The organism is Vicinamibacterales bacterium (assembly GCA_036504215.1).
In the GTDB taxonomy this organism is placed as follows: domain Bacteria; phylum Acidobacteriota; class Vicinamibacteria; order Vicinamibacterales; family Fen-181; genus FEN-299.
This window is the reverse complement of sequence record DASXVO010000074.1, coordinates 1-19,343: the sequence shown is the minus strand read 5'-3', so window position 1 is coordinate 19,343 and position 19,343 is coordinate 1. Positions and strand designations below refer to the sequence as shown.

Sequence of the window (19,343 nt, the reverse complement as noted above, 5' to 3'; positions counted from 1 at the left end):
GTGCCCGCCAGACCGTCGGTTTCAGGCCTGGCCCTGCACAACCTGAGGTATGCTGTTCGGATGTATCCGAACGGCACCTCGACCGCGACCGTGGCCGAGGTCGGCGAGCGTGCGATGATCGAGCGGATCCGGGCCAGGTTGCCCGGGACGCCGCCTTGGGTGTCGGTCGGCATCGGCGACGATGCCGCGGTGATCGAGCCGGCGCGGAACCGCGCAGAGGTCGTCACCACCGACTCGCTGGTGGAGGGCGTCCACTTCGACCGCCGATACGTCCCGCCCGCCGCGATCGGCCACAAGGCCCTTGCGGCCAACCTCAGCGATCTGGCCGCGATGGGTGCCGAGCCGCGGGCCGCCGTCCTGTCGCTCGTGCTGCCTGGCGATTTCCCCGTCGCGGATCTGGACGCGATCCTCGATGGCTGGCTCGCGCTCGCGGCGCGGTACGACGTGGTGTTGATCGGCGGGAACATCGCGCGTTCTCCGGGCCCGCTCGTCATCGACGTGACGGCGTTCGGATCGATCAAGCCGCGGCGCGTCATGCGCCGTGGCGGCGCCAGGGCTGGCGAGCGCGTGTACGTCAGCGGTACCGTTGGGACGGCCTATGCCGGCTTTCTGGCGTGCCGCCATCGGGCCTCGCCGGGGGGCGAGCGGTCGGTGGTCCCGAACGGAGACCTCGCGGCATGCGAGGCGCGGTTCCTGACCCCGGAGCCGCGGGTTCGGCTGGGATTGCTGCTCGCGCGCAATCGCGTCGCCTCGTCGTGCATGGATCTCAGTGACGGACTGGCCGATGCGGTGCACCAGGTCGCGGGCGCCAGCGGCGTCGGCATGACGATCGACGGCGGCCCGCTTCCCATACCGGACGCGGCTCGCCGCTGGTTCGTCGAGCACGGGAGCGTGGATCCCATCGATGCGGCGGTGTCTGGCGGCGAAGACTACGAGTTGCTCTTCACCGTCCCGCCCAGGCGCCGGCGGGCACTCGCGGCGGTGATGAAGCTGGCCGGCGACGTGCCCTGCACCCATATCGGCATGGTGACGACGGGGCGAGACGTGCTGCTGCGGCGAGACGGCGGAGCGCTTCCACTACCCCAAGGGTTCGCACACTTTCGATGATTGCCATCACGCGCGCCCTCCTCCGCAAGTGGACCGAGGCGCTGCTGCACATACACGATACGCCGCGGCGCACGGCGGCGGCCTTCGCCGTCGGCGTGTTCTTCGGGTTCTCACCGTTCCTGGGGCTGCACACGGTCCTGGCGCTCGGCGTGGCGTTCGTCTTCAACCTGAACCGCGTGGCGGTCCTGATTGGCGTGTACTCGAACCTGCCGTGGATCATCGCCGCGTGGTACGCGGTGACAACCGCCGCGGGGGCGTGGCTGCTGGGCACGAAGCTGCCGGAGGGGTTTGGCGACGGCGTTCGCCACCTGTTCGAGCTGTCGTTGTTCCAGGCGGATTTCTGGAGCCAGCTGGCGCACCAGATGCGCCCGCTGTTCTGGCCGTACTTCGTCGGATCGCTCCTCGGCGCGGCGCTCCTGTCCATCGTCGCGTACTGGCTGACTCGCGGGTTCATCGAGGCGCGGTACAAGCACATGCAGGAGGCACGGCTCAGGACGAAGCACTGATGCGCATCTCCCATTCCCTCTGGCGCAAGCTGGTGGTCACGCTGTTCGCGGCGGGCGGATTCGTCCTGGTCTACCAGGCGACGATCCTCGACTCGAAGTACGCGGCCCGGCAGGCGCTGCTTCGGGAAGACAAGGCCGACCCCGGGCCGGGCACCCGCCTGCGTTTCACCGCCAGCGCCTACTGCACCGGGGACGTGACGGCGTCGGGCCTGGCCCCGCGCACTGGCATCGCGGCCGCCGACCCTGACGTCCTGCCGACCGGTTCGATCATCCAGATCTCGAAGCTTGGCGCCCCGTACGACGGCATCTACACCATCATGGACACCGGGCCTGTCGTCCGCGGCCGGACACTCGACATCTACACGCGCAACTGCAGCGAGGCCACGCGATTCGGCCGCCGCGCGGTCCAGGTGTTCGTCCTGCGTCTGGGTTGGAACCCGTCGGCATCGGGCCCGAGCCTGCTCGACACGCTGCTACCCTGGCGCGACAAGTCGAAGGCGAAACAGGCTGCGCCGGCCTCCCGCCGGCCGTCGCCATCGACCGACCTGCCGCAGTTCCCCCAGCGCTAGCCGACCCGCGCTTCCTGGTCTTTGTACCGCAGCTGATACAGGCGGTAGTAGATGCCGCGCGTGGCCAGAAGTTGCTGATGGGCACCCGCCTCGCGGAGTTCGCCCTTGTGGAACACCAGGATGGCGTCCATGTCCTGGATGGTGGAGAGCCGGTGGGCGACGGCGATTGTCGTCCGGCCCGCCATGAGGACCGTCAGGGCGTCCCGGATCAGGAGCTCGGTCTCGGTATCGACGCTCGACGTCGCCTCGTCGAGAATCAGCACGCGCGGGTTGAATGCGAGGGCGCGGGCGAACGACAGCAGTTGCTTCTGGCCGACCGACAGGCTCGCCCCGCGCTCGCCCACCGGGCTCGACAGCCCGGCGGGCAGCCGATCGATGAATGCGTCCGCGTGCACCGCCGCCGCCGCGCGCCGCACGTCGTCGTCGGAGATGTCGGCCGAACCCAGCCTGATGTTGCTGGCGATGGTGCCCGAGAACAACTGAACGTCCTGGAGCACGAGACCGAACCGCGACCGGACATCGGCGATTCGCATCTCCCGGATGTCCACGCCGTCGATCAGGATGCGGCCACGGCTCACGTCGTAGAACCGCATGAGCAGGTTGATGAGCGTGGACTTGCCGGCCCCGGTCGCCCCCACCACGCCGACGCGCTGTCCCGGCCGCACCTCGAACGACACGTCGCGCAGGACGTACTCCTCGCCGTTGTAGGCGAACCAGACGTGGTCGAAGACGAGGTGGCCCACCGGGGCACGCCCGGCGGCCTGAACCTCTCCATCCCGGATCTTCACCTCCGTGTCGAGCAGCTTGAAGATCCGCTCGGACGAGGCCATCGCCGACTGGAGCAGGTTGAACTTCTCCGAGATGTCGCTGATCGGGCGGAAGAACCGCTGCGAGTACTGAATGAAGGCCACCAGCGAGCCCAGCGTCAACGCACTCGCGATCACGAGCCCGCCGCCGTACCAGATGATGAGCGCAATCGCGATCGAGCTCGTCACCTCGATGGCCGGATAGAAGACGGCGTAGTAGAAGACCGATTCGATGTTGGCGTCGCGGTGGCCCCGGTCGATCGCGTCGAAGCGGCGGAAGTTCTCGGCCTCGCGGCGGAAGAGCTGCACCGTCGACATCCCGCTGATGTTCTCCTGCAGGAAGGCGTTGATCTTCGCGATCCACGTCCGCACCGTCCGGTACGACTCCCGGACGTTGCGGCGGAACCACTGCGTGATGAAGACGATGATCGGGAGAACGGAGAAGGTCACGAGCGCGAGCCGCCAGTTCATGACCAGCAGGGCGCCCATGATCCCGGCCAGTGCGAACACGTCGCCGAATACGGTGATGACGCCGGACGCGAACAGGTCGTTCAGCACGTCCACGTCGGTCGTCACCCGAGTCATGAGCCGGCCGACCGGGTTGCGGTCGTAGTACTGGACGTCCACGCGCTGCAGGTGCCCGTAGATCTGCATTCGCATGTCGTACATGATCCGCTGTCCGACGTACTGCAGGACGTACGTCTGGATGTACTCCAGCACGAACGAGCCGACGAGGATGCCCAGGAAGCCGACCGCGATCAGGTTCAGACCGGCCAGGTCGTGTTGCGCAATGTACCGGTCGATCGCGACCTTCAACAGGTAGGGCTGCCCGAGTTGGAGCGCGGCGCCCCCGATGATGGCCGCCAGCGCGCCCGCCACCTGCGGCCGATAAGGACGCAGGTATCCCAGCAGCCGCCGCATCAGCCGGGCGTCATAGGACTTGCCGAGAACTTCCTCTTCCTGGATGGACATGCACTCGACTCTGGTCTCTGGGCGCTGGGCGCTCGGTCCCCTCGCCACCCGTCCCCTCAACTCGCTCCGCTCGCTCGGGGCAAGCCGCCCTGCCGTCCGCCTCACGATGCCGCCAGTTCCTCTTCGAGCAACTGCTTCCGGTACAACTCCGCGTAGAATCCGTCGCGTCGCACGAGATCGTCGTGGTGCCCGCGTTCGATGATGCGGCCCTGCTCGAGCACGAGAATCAGATCGGCATCCCGCACGGTCGAGATCCGGTGTGAGACGAGGATTGAGGTGCGCTGCCGCATCACGCCACGGAGTCTCGCGAGGATTTCCTCCTCGGTGTACGTGTCCACCGCCGACAGCGCATCGTCGAGCACCAGGATGCGCGGGTCGGTCATCACGGCGCGCGCGATCGCCGCGCGCTGCTTCTGGCCGCCCGACAACGTGATGCCCCGCTCGCCCACCATCGTGTCGATCCCGTGCGGGAATTCCGTCCGGTCCGTGTCGAGGCGCGCGACGCCGGCCGCCCACGCGACGCGGTCGCGGTCGGCCCCGCCGGAACCCGCCACGCCAAACGCGATGTTGTCGGCCACCGACTCGGAGAACAGGAAGGCCTCCTGGGGCACGAAGCCGATCACTCCGCGAAGCTGCGCCAGCGACAGGTCTCGGACATCGACGCCGTCGATGAACACCGTGCCCGGCGGCGGATCGAACAGCCGGGGCAGCAGGCTGATCAACGTCGACTTTCCAGAGCCGGTCGGACCAACCAGTGCGACCGTCTGGCCCGGCTCGATGAGCAGCGAGACGTGTTCGAGGACCGGCCGGTCCCCGTAGCGGAACGTCAGGTCGCGGAACTCGATGGCGCCTTTCACCTCCGACAGCACCACACGGCGGTCCTCGGGCGGATCGCCGATCGCCGCCTCGGTGTCGAAGACCTCCAGCATCCGCTTCCATGAGGCCATCCCGCGCTGCACCATGTTGGTGACCCAGCCGAACGCGATCATCGGCCACGACAGCATCACGAGGTACGCGTTGAACGCGACGAACTCGCCGATCGTGATGCGGCCGAGGATGACCTCCCGGCTCCCCAGCCACAGCACCAGCAGGGATCCCAGGCCGAGGAACAGCGACATCGTCGGATAGAAGAACCCCTGGAGCCGGACGAGCCGCCGGTTGCGCTCGAGGTACTCGCGGTTCGCCTGGCCGAAGCGTTCCATCTCCGCACGCTCCTGGCCGTACGCCCGGACCACGCGCACGCCGGAGAGCGCCTCCTGCGTGACGGCGCTGAGGTCCGAGAGCTGTGCCTGGATGCGCTCGAACCGCCGGTGGATCGCCGCACCGAAATAGCGGACCGCAATGGACACGAACGGCAGCGGGATCAGCGCGACCAGCGTCAGGCGCGCGTCGAGGGAGAGCATCATCACGATGGCGATGACGAACAGGATGGCCGTGTTCGCCGAGTACATGATCGCCGGGCCGACCGTCATCCGGACCGCATTGAGGTCGTTGGTCGCCCGCGACATCAGGTCGCCCGTGCGCCGCGACTGGAAGTACAGCAGCGGAAACCGTTGGAGGGTCGCGAAGAAGTCGTTGCGGAGGTCGTACTCGATGTTGCGCGACACCCCGATGATGATGCGGCGCATCAGGAAGCGGAACGTCGCGCCGGTCACCGCAATCGAGAGCAGCAGCAGCGAGTAGTAACCGAGCTTGCCTCGGGTGACGCCGCGGTAGAGATCGTCGATCGCGAGCTTGAGCACCCAGGGCGTCACGAGCGAGACACCGGTCGTGACGCCGACCAAGGCGAGACCGAGCAGGAACTGACGCCGGTAGCGCAGGAGATAGGGCAGGAGGCGTCGGACTGCCGGAAGCATCTCATAAACGTATCACACCGCCCAACCTCCATTCCTCATGTTCCAATTCTCGTTTCTCGCATAAAATCCCGCCATGCATGCGCTGTATCTCATCGTTCCCATTCTCTGCATTCTCGTCATCGCCTACCGGTTCTACAGCGGCTTCATCGCGGCGCGCCTGCTCGTGCTGGACGACACTCGCACGACGCCGTCGCACACTCAATACGACGGTCACAACTACTACCCGACGACCCGCTGGGTGCTGTTCGGCCATCACTTCGCAGCCATCACCGGAGCCGGTCCGCTGGTTGGTCCCGTGCTCGCGGCACAATTCGGCTACGCGCCCGGACTCATCTGGCTCGTCACCGGCGTCGTCCTCGCCGGCGCCGTGCACGACCTGATCATCCTCTGGGCGTCCACCCGGCGCGGCGGTCGTTCGCTGGCCGAGATCGCGCACGAGGAGATCGGCACCGTCGCCGGCATCACCGCCGGCGTGGCCGTCCTCTTCATCGTCATCATCGCGCTGGCGGGCCTCGGCCTCGTCGTCGTCAACGCCCTCAGCGAGAGCGCCTGGGGCACCTTCACGATCGGCTCGACCATCCCGCTCGCCCTGTTCATGGGCTTCTACATGTACCGTTTCCGCAAGGGGAAGATCGCGGAAGCGACCGTGATCGGCGTCATCGGCCTGCTGTGCGCCGTGGCCTTCGGCAAACCGCTCGCCGCGTCGGCCTTCGGGCAGATCTTCCTCCTCTCGCACAATCAACTCATCGTCGCGATGGCCGTCTACGGCTTCGTCGCCTCCGTGTTGCCGGTCTGGATGCTGCTCGCGCCCCGCGACTACCTGAGCTCGTTCATGAAGATCGGCACCATCGCGCTGCTGGTCTTTGGCGTGATGATCGTCAACCCGGAACTGCACATGCCGGCCGTCACGCGGTTTGTCGCGGGCGGCGGGCCGATCATCAAGGGGCCGCTGTTCCCCTTCGTCTTCATCACGATTGCCTGCGGCGCCATCTCGGGATTCCACGCCCTCATCGGCTCGGGGACCACGCCGAAGATGATCGACAAGGAATCCGACATCCGGCCGATCGGCTACGGCGCCATGCTCATCGAGGGCCTCGTGGGGATCGTGGCGCTGCTGGCCGCCACGTCGCTCTATCCCGGCGACTACTTCGCCATCAACGTGCCGCCCGCGGTCTTCGCGTCGCTCGGCATCCCGGCGGTCAACCTCCACGCGCTCGAACAGGCGGTCGGCGAGACCGTCACGGGTCGGACGGGCGGCGCGGTGTCGCTGGCGGTCGGCATGGCCCAGATCTTCAGCGGTCTCCCCGGCATGAAGGGCCTGATGGACTACTGGTACCACTTCGCCATCATGTTCGAGGCGCTCTTCATCCTCACGACCATCGACGCCGGCACGCGGGTGGCCCGCTTCCTCGTGCAGGAGTTCTTCGGCCGCTTCTACAAGCCGTTCGCCCGAACCGACTGGATGCCCGGCACGGTGATCTCCACCGGGCTGGTCGTCCTCGGATGGGGCTACTTCATCTGGACCGGCAGCATCGGCACGATCTGGCCGATGTTTGGCATCAGCAACCAGCTCCTGGCGGTGATCGCCCTCCTCATCGGCACGACCATCCTGATCAATCTCGGCCGTGCGCGCTACTGCTGGGTCACGGTCGTCCCGCTCGTCTTCCTGTCGACGACGACGCTGACCGCCGGATGGATGAGCGTGAGGGACAACTTCTGGCCGATGGCTGTCGGAACCGACCCCGCGATGCACGTGCAGGGCTACCTGAACTCGGTTCTCACGGTCGTCATGATGGCGTGCGTCATCATCATCCTCGTCTCGTCGGTACGCCGGTGGATTCAGGTCGGTCGAGGGGCTACAGTCCGACTGGGCTCCGGCCGATAAGGGCAACAGGGAGAAGTGCGCCCACCGTGCCCCACGCACAAGGAAGGACCATGCGCCTGATAACCCGTGTTCTCGTGTTCCTCTCGGTCGTGGCCGTCGTATTCGGCGCGTCGTCGGCCAGCGCACAGTACCGGAAAGCCCCGATCAACGAACCGGCCACGGGCGAGACCTACCACGTGGAGTTCGGCGTCGGCCTGATCAGTCCGACCCCGGAAATGCTGGTGTCGAGTGAATCCCTGGGCATCATCGGCGATCAGATCGACGGGGTCAACGATCTGGGCATGAGCAAGACGACGTTCAAGGAATTCAGGCTGGTGCTGCGGCCGTTCAAGAAGCACAAGTTCCGGTTCGGCTACATCCCGATCAACTACAGTGCCGAGGCCATCCTCAAGCGGCGGATCGTGTTCAACGGCATCGCGTACAACGTCGGCATGCCGGTGAATTCGTCCCTCGACTGGAAGGCGATGCGGTTCGGCTACGAGTACGACTTCATCTATCGGGACCGCGGCTTCGTTGGCCTGATCCTCGAGGCGAAGTACACGGACGTCGAGGTCAACCTCGCGAGCCCGGTGGATTCCGAGTACGCCCGGGTGCGCGCGCCCATCCCGACGATCGGCGGCATCGTCCGCGTCTACCCCGTCGCGAACGTCGCCATCACCGGCGAGGTCACCGGCTTCAAGCTGCCGACCAGCGTGGACAAGGCCAATCGGTACGATGGCCGCTACGTGGACTTCGATATCTACGGGACGTTGAACTTCACGAACAACGTCGGCGTGCAGGGCGGCTATCGCTCGCTGGACGTCTCCTACCGCGTGAAGACGGATACGGGCTCGTTCAAGCTGAGTGGACCGTACATCATGGGAGTCGCCAGGTTCTAGCCGGTGCGCTCGGACGGCCAGGTGCCGGATCGGCCGCCACCTCGGGTATGATGGCCCGGATGGACGTTCAGAGCAGGTTGTACGCTGAACGGCTGGTGCGTGCCCAGACCGCGAGATGGAAGCAGTGGCTGGATGTCCAGGCGCCCTACCGCTGGAACCTCCGGCGACTCGACCCGGGCTTCACCCTCGATATCGGTTGCGGCATCGGCCGTAACCTCATCCACCTTGGCGGAAACGGGGTGGGCATCGACGTCAACGAGCACTGTCTGCGCGTCGCCCGCGATCGGGGGTTCGTGGTCTTCACGCCGGACGAGTTCGAGCGCTCCGTCGATTACCACGCACCCGGACGTTTCGATTCTCTCCTGCTGGCCCACGTGGCGGAACACCTGGGAGTGGACGAGACCGTCTCGCTACTCGCCCGCTACGCCGGTCTCGTCCGAGACAACGGCCAGGTCATCCTGATCACCCCGCAAGAAGCCGGGCAGGCGAGCGATCCCACACACGTGGAGTTCGTGGACTTCGGGAAACTCGCTCGTATTGCGGCATGCGTGGGCTGCCGACCGGACCGGTCGTTCTCCTTTCCGCTTCCGCGATGGGCCGGCAGGTTCTTCGCCCACAACGAATTCGTCGTGGTGAGCACGAAGCCGGCCGCGTCGGCAGACGGCCCACGAACCGCGGCGAATTGAGCCACCACCATGCCCACGTCGGCCGACCGCTCACTCCCTGCGGCAACCCCACTCGTCAGCGCCATCGTCGTCAACTGGAACGGCGGGGAGATGCTCCTCGACGCACTCGCCTCCCTCTTCGCCCAGACGTGGCCGGCACTCGAGGTCGTCCTCGTGGACAATGGATCGACCGACGCGTCGGTCGATCACGCGATCGACCGATTCGGTGACCGCCTGGTGGTCGTGAGGAACGCCGGGAATCTCGGGTTCGCCGCCGGCAACAACGCGGGCTTCCGCGTGGCAACGGGCGAGTGGATCTTCCTGCTGAATTCAGACGCCATCTGCGACGCCGATGTCATCGCGGAGTTGATGGCGTTCGCCGCGGAAAGACCGGATGTCGGCCAGCTCGCGTGTCGGGTCGTACGGGCGGACCAGCCGATCTTCTTCGACTCGGTGGGGCTGCTGGTCTATCCGGATGGCGTCTGCCGGTCGAGAGGATGGGACGAGAAGGACCAGGGACAATACGATCGCGCCGAAGAGGTGCTGGCCCCTCACGGGTGCGCGTGTGCGCTTCGAAAGGCCATGCTCGACCAAATCGGGGACTTCGACGAGGACTTCTTCTGCTACCTCGAGGACCTCGATCTCGGCGTGCGGGGACAGCTCGCGGGATGGAAGTGCTGGTACGTCCCGACCGCGCGGGTGCGGCACAAGAAGTCGGCGACAGCCGGCAACTACTCGGTCTTCAAGGCCTTCCATGTCGAGCGCAACCGCATCTACTGCCTGTGGAAGTGGATGCCGCGCTTTCTCGTCCTGGCATCGCCGCTCTTCACGATGAACCGCTACGCCATGCAGGCGTACGCCGCCTACACGCACCAGGGGCTGTCCTCGCAGTTCGTGAAGGAGTACTCGGTGATGCGGCTCTTCGTCCTGTTGATCCAGGCTCGCCTCGCCGCGCTCTGGCGCCTGCCGACGATGCTCAGGAGGCGGCGACACATCCGCAATACGCGGAGCATCAGCGTCGCCGAGTGGTACGGGTTGATCTCACGGCACAAGCTGGACGCCATCGAGCTGGCGCTGAAGTACTGATCTCACCCGTCAGCGGGACGTGGCGGCGCGCGGCGCCCGCAGCGAGTAGACTCGCCCACCCCCCTCGACGTGCTCGAGCGTGAGCCAGGCCTGGAAGTGCCCGATCCGTTCCTCGATCTTCGGCCACTCGGTGGACGGATACCGGTCGGTGTGGACCACGAGATCGGTGACGCCGATCTCCGCCAGGTTCCGCAGGCTCGTCTCGTCTGGAAAACCTTCCAGGCTCTTGTACAGGTCCATGTGCTGCGCAGTCCGCCAGCCGCTATACCCGTGAATGGTCTTCTGCCAGTGCGCCGTCGAGTGAATCATGTAGGCGACCTGCTGTCGCTCGAAGGCCCCCGCGTAGTCGTAGCTCGGCAACGGCAGTTCGGCGATGACGAACGGCTTCGCCTTCGTGTCGAGCCAGCGATCGATGGCGGGTACCTCGAGGTTGCTCGGGACGGCGCGCATGGGCATGGCTGCAAACTCCGCGACCAGGAGCGCCCCGACGATCACCGCGAGCCGCGTGCGTATCCTCCGCGTTCGGCCGGCCGTGAGCCTGTCGAAGCCAATTGCCGCGAGGACCGCCAGGCCGAGCACGAGGACAATCGAGAAGCGGGATGACACGCGAATGAAGTTGAACCCGGGCAACGAGTACACGTACCGCCAGAGTCCGTAGGGTGGTCCGAGCGCGAGTCCAAACATCACCGCGGTGAGCACGCCGTAGAAGCCGGTCGCGTCCGTTCTCTGCACGCTCGCCCATCGCCGCACCGGCCCCAGCCGGACCCATGCGAGCCGGGCGAGGCGAACGGTCACCGCCGGCAGTCGCACGACGCTCGCCATCGCGGGTCGCCACGCCTTCCAGCCTCCCCGGGCCAGGGGGGCCACCGCCGACCACCATGTGAACAGGCGGCGTCGGGCATGGAGGGGCGCGCGCCGGAGAATGGCCAGCCTGGCGATCACGCAGATCGCGAAGAACATCCAGGGGCGAAACGCGTCCCGGGCCGTCAAGATCACGACGGGTCCCACCTTCCACCTGATCGACCCCGCGTAGATCACCACGAGGCCGAGTACTGCAGACGCCACCGCGCCGAGGTCGGCGAGGAGGGCGACGCGCGTCCATGCGCCCGGCGTGCCGACGCCGCGCTCGGGTCTCGTCGCGCCATCCACATCGGCAACGACCGGATCGGCGGACCCGTCGCCCGGCCCGGTGGGCCCGCGATCGATGGCCAGTGGCGGCGTCTCGCGCCGGGAACGCCCGAGCCGGGGCCAGGCCAGCGCAACCAGCGCGAGCAGAAGCGGCACATACCCTGGGAACAGGTACGCTTGGGCGGTTTGGTTGACGCGAGCCGCGCCGACAGCCGACAACAGGAAGGCGTGCACGTGCGACGGCGACGCGAGAAACGACGTGAGGTCCTGGGTCCAGCTCCCCAGGCCGCGCCTCAGGCCAACGTCGTCCTGCACCGCCAGGTAGGGCAGGAACACCAGGACGGCCGGTGCGAGCAGCAGGACGCCCGTCACCCCGAGGTCACGCACGCGCCGGAACAGGCGGAGGGGTTCGCCGAGCAGAATGCGGTACGCCCCGAACAGGGCGAGCGTCACGCTCATGAACACCGCACCGTGGCCGCTGGAGAGCGCCTGCAGCGAGAAGAACCCCGCCGCAACGCGAAGGTCCCGCTTCCGCCCTTCGTCGAGGTAGGCGTGCAGTGAAGCCAACGCGAACGGGATCCACTGCACGGACGACAGGTTCATCTGGGTCACGCGGAAGAACCGTGGCGGCGAGCACTCGAAGATGACCCCGCACAGCACGGCTGCCGCGACGCTGAGTCCGAGGCGCCGGGCGAGCACGTACGCCCCGAGCCCGCACAGGACGCACGACAGCAGGGCCACGAAGTTGGCGGCCAGCAGGAGATCGTCGGTGATCCAGATGACCGGCGCGGCGAACAGCGAGATTCCGATCACGTTCTCGCCGTACGCGAGCGTCAGGCGCTGCGGATAGTAGATGTTCGCGTCGAAGATCGCCCAGGGCTTGTCGAGGAACGCGTGGGTATTCCATCCCAGGAGATACATGCCCAGGTCCCCGTCCGGCCCCGTCGGGAATCTGAGCGTCGAGGGGTGCATCGAGATCGGATACGCCAGAAGCAGCGTGAGCGCCACGTACAAGAGCACGACCAGCCACGTCTCGCGGGACAAGAGAGAGATCCGGACGGACGGAGCGCCAAGGTCACGACCCACGGGGCCCGATTGTAGCACTGTGGTCCCGCCCCTTCCGCGCGGAGCCGCCCGCGCCAGACGCCGCCCGGCACGCCGCCCGGCACGCGGCGTCGGCCGCCGGGCTGCTGGGGTATACTCTCCGACCGATGACGCTCCCGACACTGACCGCCCGATCGCGCCGGACGCTCCTGGCCGTCGTGCTCTTGCCGACCATCCTCGCGCTGATCGTCTGCGCGCTGACCATCGGGAAGGCGGGCACCAACGGCGACGAGCCCCACTACCTGATCATGGCCGACAGCCTGGTCACCGACGCCAGCTTCGACCTCCGCCCCGCCTATGCGCGCGATGCGCAGACCGCCGCCATCTTCGGGCCGGTCCCGCCGCACATGGTCTTCGTCCAGCATCGGTGGATGCCGTTCCATACGCCCGGGATGTCCATCCTGATCGCGCTCCCCTTCTGGCTCCAGGGCCAAGCCGCTGTCAGGATCTGGCTGTGCCTCCTGATGGCGCTGCTGCCGTGGTCGATCGTCCGGTGGACCCGCGCCCGGCTGACGCCCGCCGACGCCGCCTGGCTGACGCTTGGAGTCGTCGTGTGCAGCCCGGCGTGCTTCGGCGGATCGCGGATCTTTCCCGACCTGCCGGCGGGCGTGTTCGCGACGGCGCTCGCGCTGTGGCTGCTGAACCGCGAGGAGGATGACGCCAGGCCGCTGGCATGGGCCGGAGCGGGCCTCGCGATGGGGCTGCTCACCTGGCTCAACGTGAAGTTCGTCGCCACGTCTGGAGTCTTCCTGGCCGGCCTGCTGGGCGTCGCGTGGCACGCGTCCCGGACGGCAAGACCCGCGACCGCACGAATGGCGCTCATGAGCGCCGGGTGCCTCGTGGTCGGTCCGCTCGGACTGGTGGCGTTCAACGTCTGGGCCTACGACAACCTCACTGGCGGCCGCTTCATCGCGGAGGTGGCGTCGGTGCCTTCGAGGGCCGCGGAGATCTTCCTTGGCCTGCATCTCGATCAGAGCCAGGGGATGTTCGTGCGGAATCCGCTGTTACTCGCCGGCGTCCTGTTCCTGCCCCTCTTCTTCCGCCGCCAACCGGCGCAGGCGGCGTTTTGGGGACTGCTCTACCTGTCCCTGATCGGACCGAATTCCCTCGAGCTCGCGCGGTACGGCGGCGGCGCGCCAACGTCGCGCTTTGCCTGGCCCGCGATGTGGCTCTGGGCCGTGCCGATGGTGACCGGCCTGGCGGCATACCCGCGTCTGCGCCGATACCTGCCGGCCGCGACGGTCGTGGCGCTGGTCTACCAGGCGGCGCTCGCCGTCCGATGGCTCAGAACGCCGGATGTGCTGTTCCCCTACCTGTCGGAGAAGATCGCCGAGCGGGACAGCCTCTTCCCGCTGGGAATCCGCGGCCTGCTCCCCTCGTTCTACTTCTGGGATTTTTCGAGCTACTGGACGTACGTCCCGAACCTCGCGGCCATGCTGACCGTCGCCCTCATCCTGGTCGCGGGCATAGCCCTCGCGCGTTCGTGGCCGGTGCGCGCGACCGGGCGCGATTCGACCGGCGCCGCCTGAACCGGACGCGGGCGAAACGGGCGCCGTCGGACCGGGTCATCAGCGAATCGTGTAGATGAAGACCGTCCCGTCGCTCGCCCACAGCTTCAATCCCTCGGCCTCGGTCACTTGGTGGAATTGGGGCTTGTTCATATTGGCCCCGTCCACCACGATGTGCGTGACGCCGACGCTCTGCAGGTAGCCGAGGCTTGCGGCGTCCGGGAACCGACCCACGGCATCCGCGGTCCGGTGGAAGCTGGCGGGCATGAATCCCGAGTACCCGTTCAGCATCGGGCGCCAGTTCAGCGTGGACCACAACATGAATCGGGAATTGAGGCCGGCCTCGCCGCCGCGGTGGTAGTAGGGAAAGTAGACGACCACGGCGCCAGGTGCCCCGGCCAGGCTCCTGAGAACCCGCGGAAGCCCCTCGAACCTCGTATAGGTCAGCGGCCCTCGCCACGCCTCGATGTTGACCGCCGCCAGCAACACGAACGCCAGGATCAGGGCCTGGCGCCGACTGGTTGCCTTCCTCAGACACCACGCGACGCCGAAGCCTGCGAGCGCGGCCACGCCGAGGATCGTCACCTGCGCGAAGCGATCGACCGACCGGACCGTATCGAATAGCGGGACGTGATTGAAGAGGAACTCGTAGAACGGCAACTGCGAGCCGAACGACAGCACGAAGGCCGCGAGCGCGGCGGCCAGGCACATCCTGGCCCGGCGGTCCTTCAGCGCGGTTCCCGTCACCAGGCACAGCCCGGCCAGGCCAAGCGCCGTGAATCCCTGAAAGTAACCGTTCCCCCGGAAGAAGCGCCCGCTCCAGCCCCAGTGCACGAGCGCCCCGGTCGCGAGGTAGTCGGTCCAGATGGCGGAGTAGGTTCGAACGTCCTTCATCGTGCGCACGAACCCCTGCTCCTGGCGCACCAGCCAATAGGTGGCGATCACCGGCAGGAGCGCGAGCACCGCGACGAGCACGGCAAGCAGCAGCAGGGGAGCCACTCGTCGAAAGCGGGCGCCAAGCCAGTCGCCGGGTCGAACGAGGCTGGACGCGGCGACGGTCACCACGGTGAAGAGCAGGAAGTAGCTGGACGACAGGACCTGCAGCGTCACGTACGCGGCCAGGGCCAGGGCGTGTCGTACGCGCGGGGAGTCGAGCAGCCGATCGAGCGCCAGAAGGGCCAGGGGCAGGTACTGGACGTGCTGCGCCTGGAGATTTGCCAGGCGCGTCAGAGTGTGCGCGTTGAAGGCCGCGAGCGACCCCGCCACGAGCCCCGCCGCCAGGCTGCCAGTCCACCGCCGGACGACGAAGCACATCGCCCAGCCCGTCAACACGAATCCCGCCAGCAGGGCAACGTTGTGGGCGAGCACTGGCGACCCACCGCCCCACAGCAGCGGAGCCACGAGCGCGGCCTCCGGCAGCAGATGCTCGGAGAACGCCAGCGTGCGTCGTTCGGGATAGAAGATGTTCGCGTCGAACAGGTGCACCGGATCCCGGACCACCTGGTGCGCCACCCACGCGAGTGCCCACTCGTTGAGGCCGGCGTCCCCATTGTCGTTGCGACACCACGTATTCGGCGCGCTGGCCAGGGGCCAGGTGTGCGCCACGGCCAGCAACACGAACAGCGCCAGCGTCACGAGTTCCCGGCCCCACGCGATCCGGCGCGCGCCGGGCCGCGCCGCGCCCTCCCCGGTCACCGAAGCCGTGGATGACGACCAGTTGAACATGTGCTCCTCTCGACCCACCGACTCCTCGGCCGACACACGGCTGCCCTACTCCTGCCGCGGGCGATGCAGGGAATACACGCGGCCGGCCCCTTCGACGTGCTCGAGCGTCATCCATTCCGCAAACTCGGCGAAGCGCGGCTCCACTTGGGCCCATTCGCCGGTCTGGTAGAGATCGGTGTGAACCACGAGGTAGGTGACGTGGATTTGGACCAGGCTCTCGAGCGCGGTCCGGTTTGGGAACGTGCTGAGCTCGGCGTTGAGCCGGTCGTGGAGCAGCAGCCGAAAACCGCTGGACCCGTGGATCGTCTTCTGCCAGTGGGCCATCGAGTGCGTCATGTAGACCGACTGCCGCTTCTCGTACCGGGCCGCGTCGGACTCACGCACGTGCGGCAGGACCGGCACTTCGGCCACCGAGAAGGGCTTGGGCCTGGTGTCGAGCCACTGGTCGATCGCGGGGATATCGATCGTATACGGCAACGTGTTCGTGAGCGGCATCGTCGCATACTCGGCCACGAGCACGCCCGCGGCCAGCCCGGCGGCGACGGCGCGCCAGGCCCGCCGGCGCCGGGCGAACAACCTGTCGAACCCGAGCCCCGCCAGCACGCCGACGCACATCAGCCCCAGCATCGCAAACCGCGACGGAACCCGGATGAAGTTGAAGCCGGGCCAGGAGTAGACGTAGGGCCACAGCGTCAACGGCCGGGGGGTGGTCATCAGAAAGGCGATGAGTGCGAGCAGGCCGTAGAAGAGGGACGGTGACTGTCGATGCGTGGCCCGCCACGCCTGCACTCGAAGCACCACGGCACGCCAGATCACCTGGAGGCGCTTCATCACGACCACGGGTTGGTGCGGGTCGAGCGGGACCCATCGGCGGATGCCGAGACGGATTCCGAGGGCCGCGGACGCCGCCAGCCACAGCCGCCACGGCCCGGCCGCCGAGAAGACCGGGGCGCCCGCCCACCGGATCCTGAGCGGCCCACCGATCGCGACAAAGACGCCCGTTACCAGGCTGACGAGCGCGATGAGGTCGAGCACGACCGCCATCCCGCGTTGGCACCGCTCACGCCAACTGGCACGCACCGCCACAACACTCGTGGTCCCGGCCACGATCGCCTCGACTGGTGCCCGACGCCAGCGTGGCCACAGCGCGATTGCCGCGAGCAGGACAGGCAGCACGCCGGGGAAGAGGTACGCCTTCCCTCGCTGGTTGATTCTCAGGCCCGGCACGAGCGAGATGAGGTACTGGTGCAGATGTGACGGGGAAGCGAGCAGGCTCTCGAAGGTGGCCGTCCAGTCGTCCAGCGTCCGTCGAAGCCCCTCCTGCTGGACGCTCCGATACGGCAGCACGGCAAAGACGATGGGTAGTACCAGCAGGAGGCCGGGCATGCCGAAGTCGCGCAGCCGCCTGAACGGCGCAACCTCGTCTCCGAGAGCGACACGGTAGATGAGGAGGGCCACGTAGGCGACTGCCATGAACGCCGCGCCATGGCCGCTCGACAGCACCTGCAGCGTGAAGAACCCGACGGCCATCCAGAGATCGCGGCGGCGCCCGCCGTCCAGGTATCGGTGCAGCGACGCGAGGCCGAATGGAATCCACTGGACCGTGGTCAGATGGAGTTGTCCGAGGCGGAGGAACCGCGGCGGCCCGAAGGCGTAGATGAGGCCCGACAGGAAGGCGGCCAGCCGGCTCATTCCAAGAGCCCGCCCCAGCACGTAGCCACCGAGGCCGGAGAGCACGCCCGAGCTCAGTGCCGCGAAGTTCAACGCCAGGACTGGATTGCCGGTGATCCACTGAACGGGTGCCGAGATGAACGCGGCCCCGATCAGGTTCTCCGAGAAGGCGAGCGTGTTTGGCGCAGGGTAGAAGATGTTCGCGTCGAAGATCGAGAGCGGGCGGTGCAGGAAGGCGTGGGCGTCCCAGGCCAGCGTCCAGGTGTACAGATCCGTGTCGGATCCGATGCGCAGCGCGGTGTCCCAGGGATGCATCGAGAGCGGGTACGCGAATGCGACCTCGAGCAGCGCGTAGAGCAGGATGACCCAGAGGACGGGTACTGCACGGGATCCGGGCGCTGACCGACGGTCCATTGGGCCGGAATGATAGCTGATTGCCCCGCCGGGGAACAACGACGCGGACACGCGGCGCCAGATCGTGACGAGGAGCGACGGCGCGCCTCGAGGTGACTGAAGCGTGCTAGCATGGCCTTCCGTCACCGGCTGCACGCCCACTCCACGGCCATGAAGACTAACGTCGTCTCCGCCAATTCGCAGTCGTCGTCTGAGGCGTCCCTCGTCGAATGGCTGGCTGTCCGCTGTCGTGTGCTCGCCATCCTGGACGGCGGTCGGCGCGAGTGGTGGGCCGCCGTGCTGATCACCTCGGCCCTGGTGGCCTTGCGTGCCGCGCCGTGGGTGCTGTGGGAGAGCACACGCTTCGACTCGGACCAGGCAGTCATCGGCCTGATGGCGAAGCACTTGAGCGAGTTCCGCGCATTCCCGCTCTTCTTCTACGGCCAGAGCTACATGCTCGGCGTGCAGGCCTGGATCGTTGCGCCGTTCTTCTGGCTGGCCCGACCGTCCGTGACGGCGCTGCGATTTCCGCTCATGCTGCTGAACGTGGCGGCCGCGTTGTTCCTCATGCGGACGCTCGGGCGGGAACTTCGGCTTCGGCCGGCCGTGGCGCTGATAGCCGCGCTCCCGTTCATCGCGGCTTCTCCCGCCATCGCGGGCAGCCTGCTCGACGGACAGGGCTGTGGCGCCGGCGAACTGTACTTCTACGTGCTGACCCTGTGGGCGCTCCGGAACAAGCCGTTCGCCTTCGGCGCCATGTTCGCGCTCGCCTACCTGCACCGCGAGTTCACGTTGTTTGTGCTGCCAGCGCTCGTGATTGTCGAGGCGGCGGCCGGCACGCTCTGGCGCCGATCGTCGCTCACCAGGGCACTCCGGATGGCGGCTGGATTCGGCCTCGTCTGGCTGGCCATCGACGACCTGAATCTCCACCTGAACAACACGTCGCTCTTCATGCAGGTCCGGATGCTGGCGGTCAACACCTGCTTCCGCGCTGGCGATCTCTGGCCGCGCATCGTGTACCTGTTCACCGATTGTCTGCCTGTCCTCTTCGGAACCTACCGGATCGGGCTCTACACGGGAGGAGCGAAGATCGTCGGCTCTCCGGCCCTCGGCTGGGTTCTGTTCCCCACGTTGTCGGTGATGCTCGCCAGGCTGGCCTGGACGTGGCGCAGGGACGACGGCCGGACCGACGTGGCGGCGTTCCTCATGCTGGTCGGCGCCTTCGGCCTGGCGTCCTACACGCTCGCGTGCATGCTCACCACGGGCGTCCCGCCCATGGTGCGATATCTTCATCTTCCGCTTCTGATGCCGATCGCCTGTCTGGCGGCGTTCATGGTCCGCGAGCCGTCCCGTCGGCTGCGGGGGATCGCGCTCGCCGTCTTCGTGGCGTGGGGCGCGAGCAACGTGGCGGACACCGTCCGAGCCGTCCGTATCTTCAGCGACCTGTCCGGACCGAGCCCGCACCGGATACTGGCCGACTACCT

At 67.2% G+C, this 19,343-nt stretch carries 14 protein-coding genes; 9 read left to right on the top strand and 5 right to left on the bottom strand.

Annotated features, from left to right (window positions below; translation table 11 throughout):
- Genes thiL through VGK32_20010 form a run of 3 tightly spaced genes read left to right on the top strand, consistent with a single transcriptional unit; the run spans window position 1 to window position 2,182 of the window.
- A complete protein-coding gene (gene thiL, locus VGK32_20020) occupies window positions 1-1,107 on the top strand; it encodes a thiamine-phosphate kinase (GenBank protein ID HEY3384058.1) in 1,107 nt (368 codons plus the stop codon).
- Window positions 1,104-1,613, top strand: a complete 510-nt coding sequence (locus VGK32_20015) for a DUF2062 domain-containing protein (GenBank protein HEY3384057.1) — start codon at window positions 1,104-1,106, stop codon at window positions 1,611-1,613. The genes thiL and VGK32_20015 overlap by 4 nt, the downstream gene beginning before the upstream one ends.
- Entirely contained in the window at window positions 1,613-2,182 is a 570-nt protein-coding gene (locus VGK32_20010) for a 3D domain-containing protein (protein ID HEY3384056.1), read from the top strand. The genes VGK32_20015 and VGK32_20010 overlap by 1 nt, the downstream gene beginning before the upstream one ends.
- Here the strand turns inward: VGK32_20010 and VGK32_20005 are convergent.
- Together VGK32_20005 and VGK32_20000 are read right to left on the bottom strand one after the other, a co-directional pair.
- Window positions 2,179-3,960, bottom strand: a complete 1,782-nt coding sequence (locus tag VGK32_20005) for an ABC transporter ATP-binding protein (GenBank protein ID HEY3384055.1) — start codon at window positions 3,958-3,960, stop codon at window positions 2,179-2,181. The genes VGK32_20010 and VGK32_20005 overlap by 4 nt on opposite strands.
- 101 nt (window positions 3,961-4,061) lie before the next feature.
- The gene (locus VGK32_20000; protein HEY3384054.1) at window positions 4,062-5,816 is read right to left on the bottom strand and encodes an ABC transporter ATP-binding protein; all 1,755 of its coding nucleotides are present in this window, start codon (window positions 5,814-5,816) and stop codon (window positions 4,062-4,064) included.
- 73 nt (window positions 5,817-5,889) lie between these two features.
- On the opposite strand from VGK32_20000, the gene VGK32_19995 reads away from it, so the two are divergent.
- Genes VGK32_19995 through VGK32_19980 form a run of 4 tightly spaced genes read left to right on the top strand, consistent with a single transcriptional unit; the run spans window position 5,890 to window position 10,330 of the window.
- On the top strand, window positions 5,890-7,701 hold the full coding sequence (locus tag VGK32_19995; GenBank protein HEY3384053.1) for a carbon starvation protein A: 1,812 nt from the start codon (window positions 5,890-5,892) through the stop codon (window positions 7,699-7,701).
- A 50-nt stretch (window positions 7,702-7,751) separates the two neighbouring features.
- Window positions 7,752-8,579, top strand: coding sequence for a hypothetical protein (locus VGK32_19990; GenBank protein HEY3384052.1), 828 nt, complete (start codon window positions 7,752-7,754; stop codon window positions 8,577-8,579).
- 59 nt (window positions 8,580-8,638) lie between these two features.
- Complete coding sequence (locus VGK32_19985; GenBank protein HEY3384051.1) at window positions 8,639-9,265, top strand: class I SAM-dependent methyltransferase; 627 nt, start codon at window positions 8,639-8,641, stop codon at window positions 9,263-9,265.
- 9 nt (window positions 9,266-9,274) lie between these two features.
- Window positions 9,275-10,330, top strand: coding sequence for a glycosyltransferase family 2 protein (locus tag VGK32_19980; protein ID HEY3384050.1), 1,056 nt, complete (start codon window positions 9,275-9,277; stop codon window positions 10,328-10,330).
- A gap of 9 nt (window positions 10,331-10,339) precedes the next feature.
- On the opposite strand, the gene VGK32_19975 is transcribed toward VGK32_19980, so the two are convergent.
- A complete protein-coding gene (locus VGK32_19975) occupies window positions 10,340-12,502 on the bottom strand; it encodes a hypothetical protein (GenBank protein HEY3384049.1) in 2,163 nt (720 codons plus the stop codon).
- Between the two features lie 167 nt (window positions 12,503-12,669).
- Here VGK32_19975 and VGK32_19970 point away from each other — a divergent pair, with 167 nt between their 5' ends.
- Window positions 12,670-14,091, top strand: a complete 1,422-nt coding sequence (locus VGK32_19970) for a hypothetical protein (protein HEY3384048.1) — start codon at window positions 12,670-12,672, stop codon at window positions 14,089-14,091.
- Window positions 14,092-14,130: 39 nt separating this feature from the next.
- Here VGK32_19970 and VGK32_19965 read toward each other — a convergent pair whose 3' ends face one another.
- Together VGK32_19965 and VGK32_19960 are read right to left on the bottom strand one after the other, a co-directional pair.
- Entirely contained in the window at window positions 14,131-15,795 is a 1,665-nt protein-coding gene (locus tag VGK32_19965) for a hypothetical protein (protein ID HEY3384047.1), read from the bottom strand.
- A gap of 45 nt (window positions 15,796-15,840) precedes the next feature.
- Window positions 15,841-17,880: a hypothetical protein gene (locus tag VGK32_19960; GenBank protein HEY3384046.1), complete on the bottom strand. Its 2,040-nt coding sequence runs from the start codon at window positions 17,878-17,880 to the stop codon at window positions 15,841-15,843.
- A gap of 111 nt (window positions 17,881-17,991) precedes the next feature.
- On the opposite strand from VGK32_19960, the gene VGK32_19955 reads away from it, so the two are divergent.
- Window positions 17,992-19,343, top strand: a 1,352-nt coding sequence (locus tag VGK32_19955; GenBank protein HEY3384045.1) for a hypothetical protein, incomplete at its 3' end; no start/stop codon positions are given.

Excerpts from the sequence above, each read along its gene's own strand:
- VGK32_20015 (HEY3384057.1), top strand. The coding sequence starts at position 1,104 with ATGATTGCCATCACGCGCGCCCTCCTCCGCAAGTGGACCGAGGCGCTG.
- VGK32_20010 (HEY3384056.1), top strand. The coding sequence starts at position 1,613 with ATGCGCATCTCCCATTCCCTCTGGCGCAAGCTGGTGGTCACGCTGTTC.
- VGK32_20005 (HEY3384055.1), bottom strand. The coding sequence starts at position 3,960 with ATGTCCATCCAGGAAGAGGAAGTTCTCGGCAAGTCCTATGACGCCCGG.
- VGK32_20000 (HEY3384054.1), bottom strand. The coding sequence starts at position 5,816 with ATGCTTCCGGCAGTCCGACGCCTCCTGCCCTATCTCCTGCGCTACCGG.
- VGK32_19995 (HEY3384053.1), top strand. The coding sequence starts at position 5,890 with ATGCATGCGCTGTATCTCATCGTTCCCATTCTCTGCATTCTCGTCATC.
- VGK32_19990 (HEY3384052.1), top strand. The coding sequence starts at position 7,752 with ATGCGCCTGATAACCCGTGTTCTCGTGTTCCTCTCGGTCGTGGCCGTC.
- VGK32_19985 (HEY3384051.1), top strand. The coding sequence starts at position 8,639 with ATGGACGTTCAGAGCAGGTTGTACGCTGAACGGCTGGTGCGTGCCCAG.
- VGK32_19980 (HEY3384050.1), top strand. The coding sequence starts at position 9,275 with ATGCCCACGTCGGCCGACCGCTCACTCCCTGCGGCAACCCCACTCGTC.
- VGK32_19970 (HEY3384048.1), top strand. The coding sequence starts at position 12,670 with ATGACGCTCCCGACACTGACCGCCCGATCGCGCCGGACGCTCCTGGCC.
- VGK32_19965 (HEY3384047.1), bottom strand. The coding sequence starts at position 15,795 with ATGTTCAACTGGTCGTCATCCACGGCTTCGGTGACCGGGGAGGGCGCG.
- VGK32_19960 (HEY3384046.1), bottom strand. The coding sequence starts at position 17,880 with ATGGACCGTCGGTCAGCGCCCGGATCCCGTGCAGTACCCGTCCTCTGG.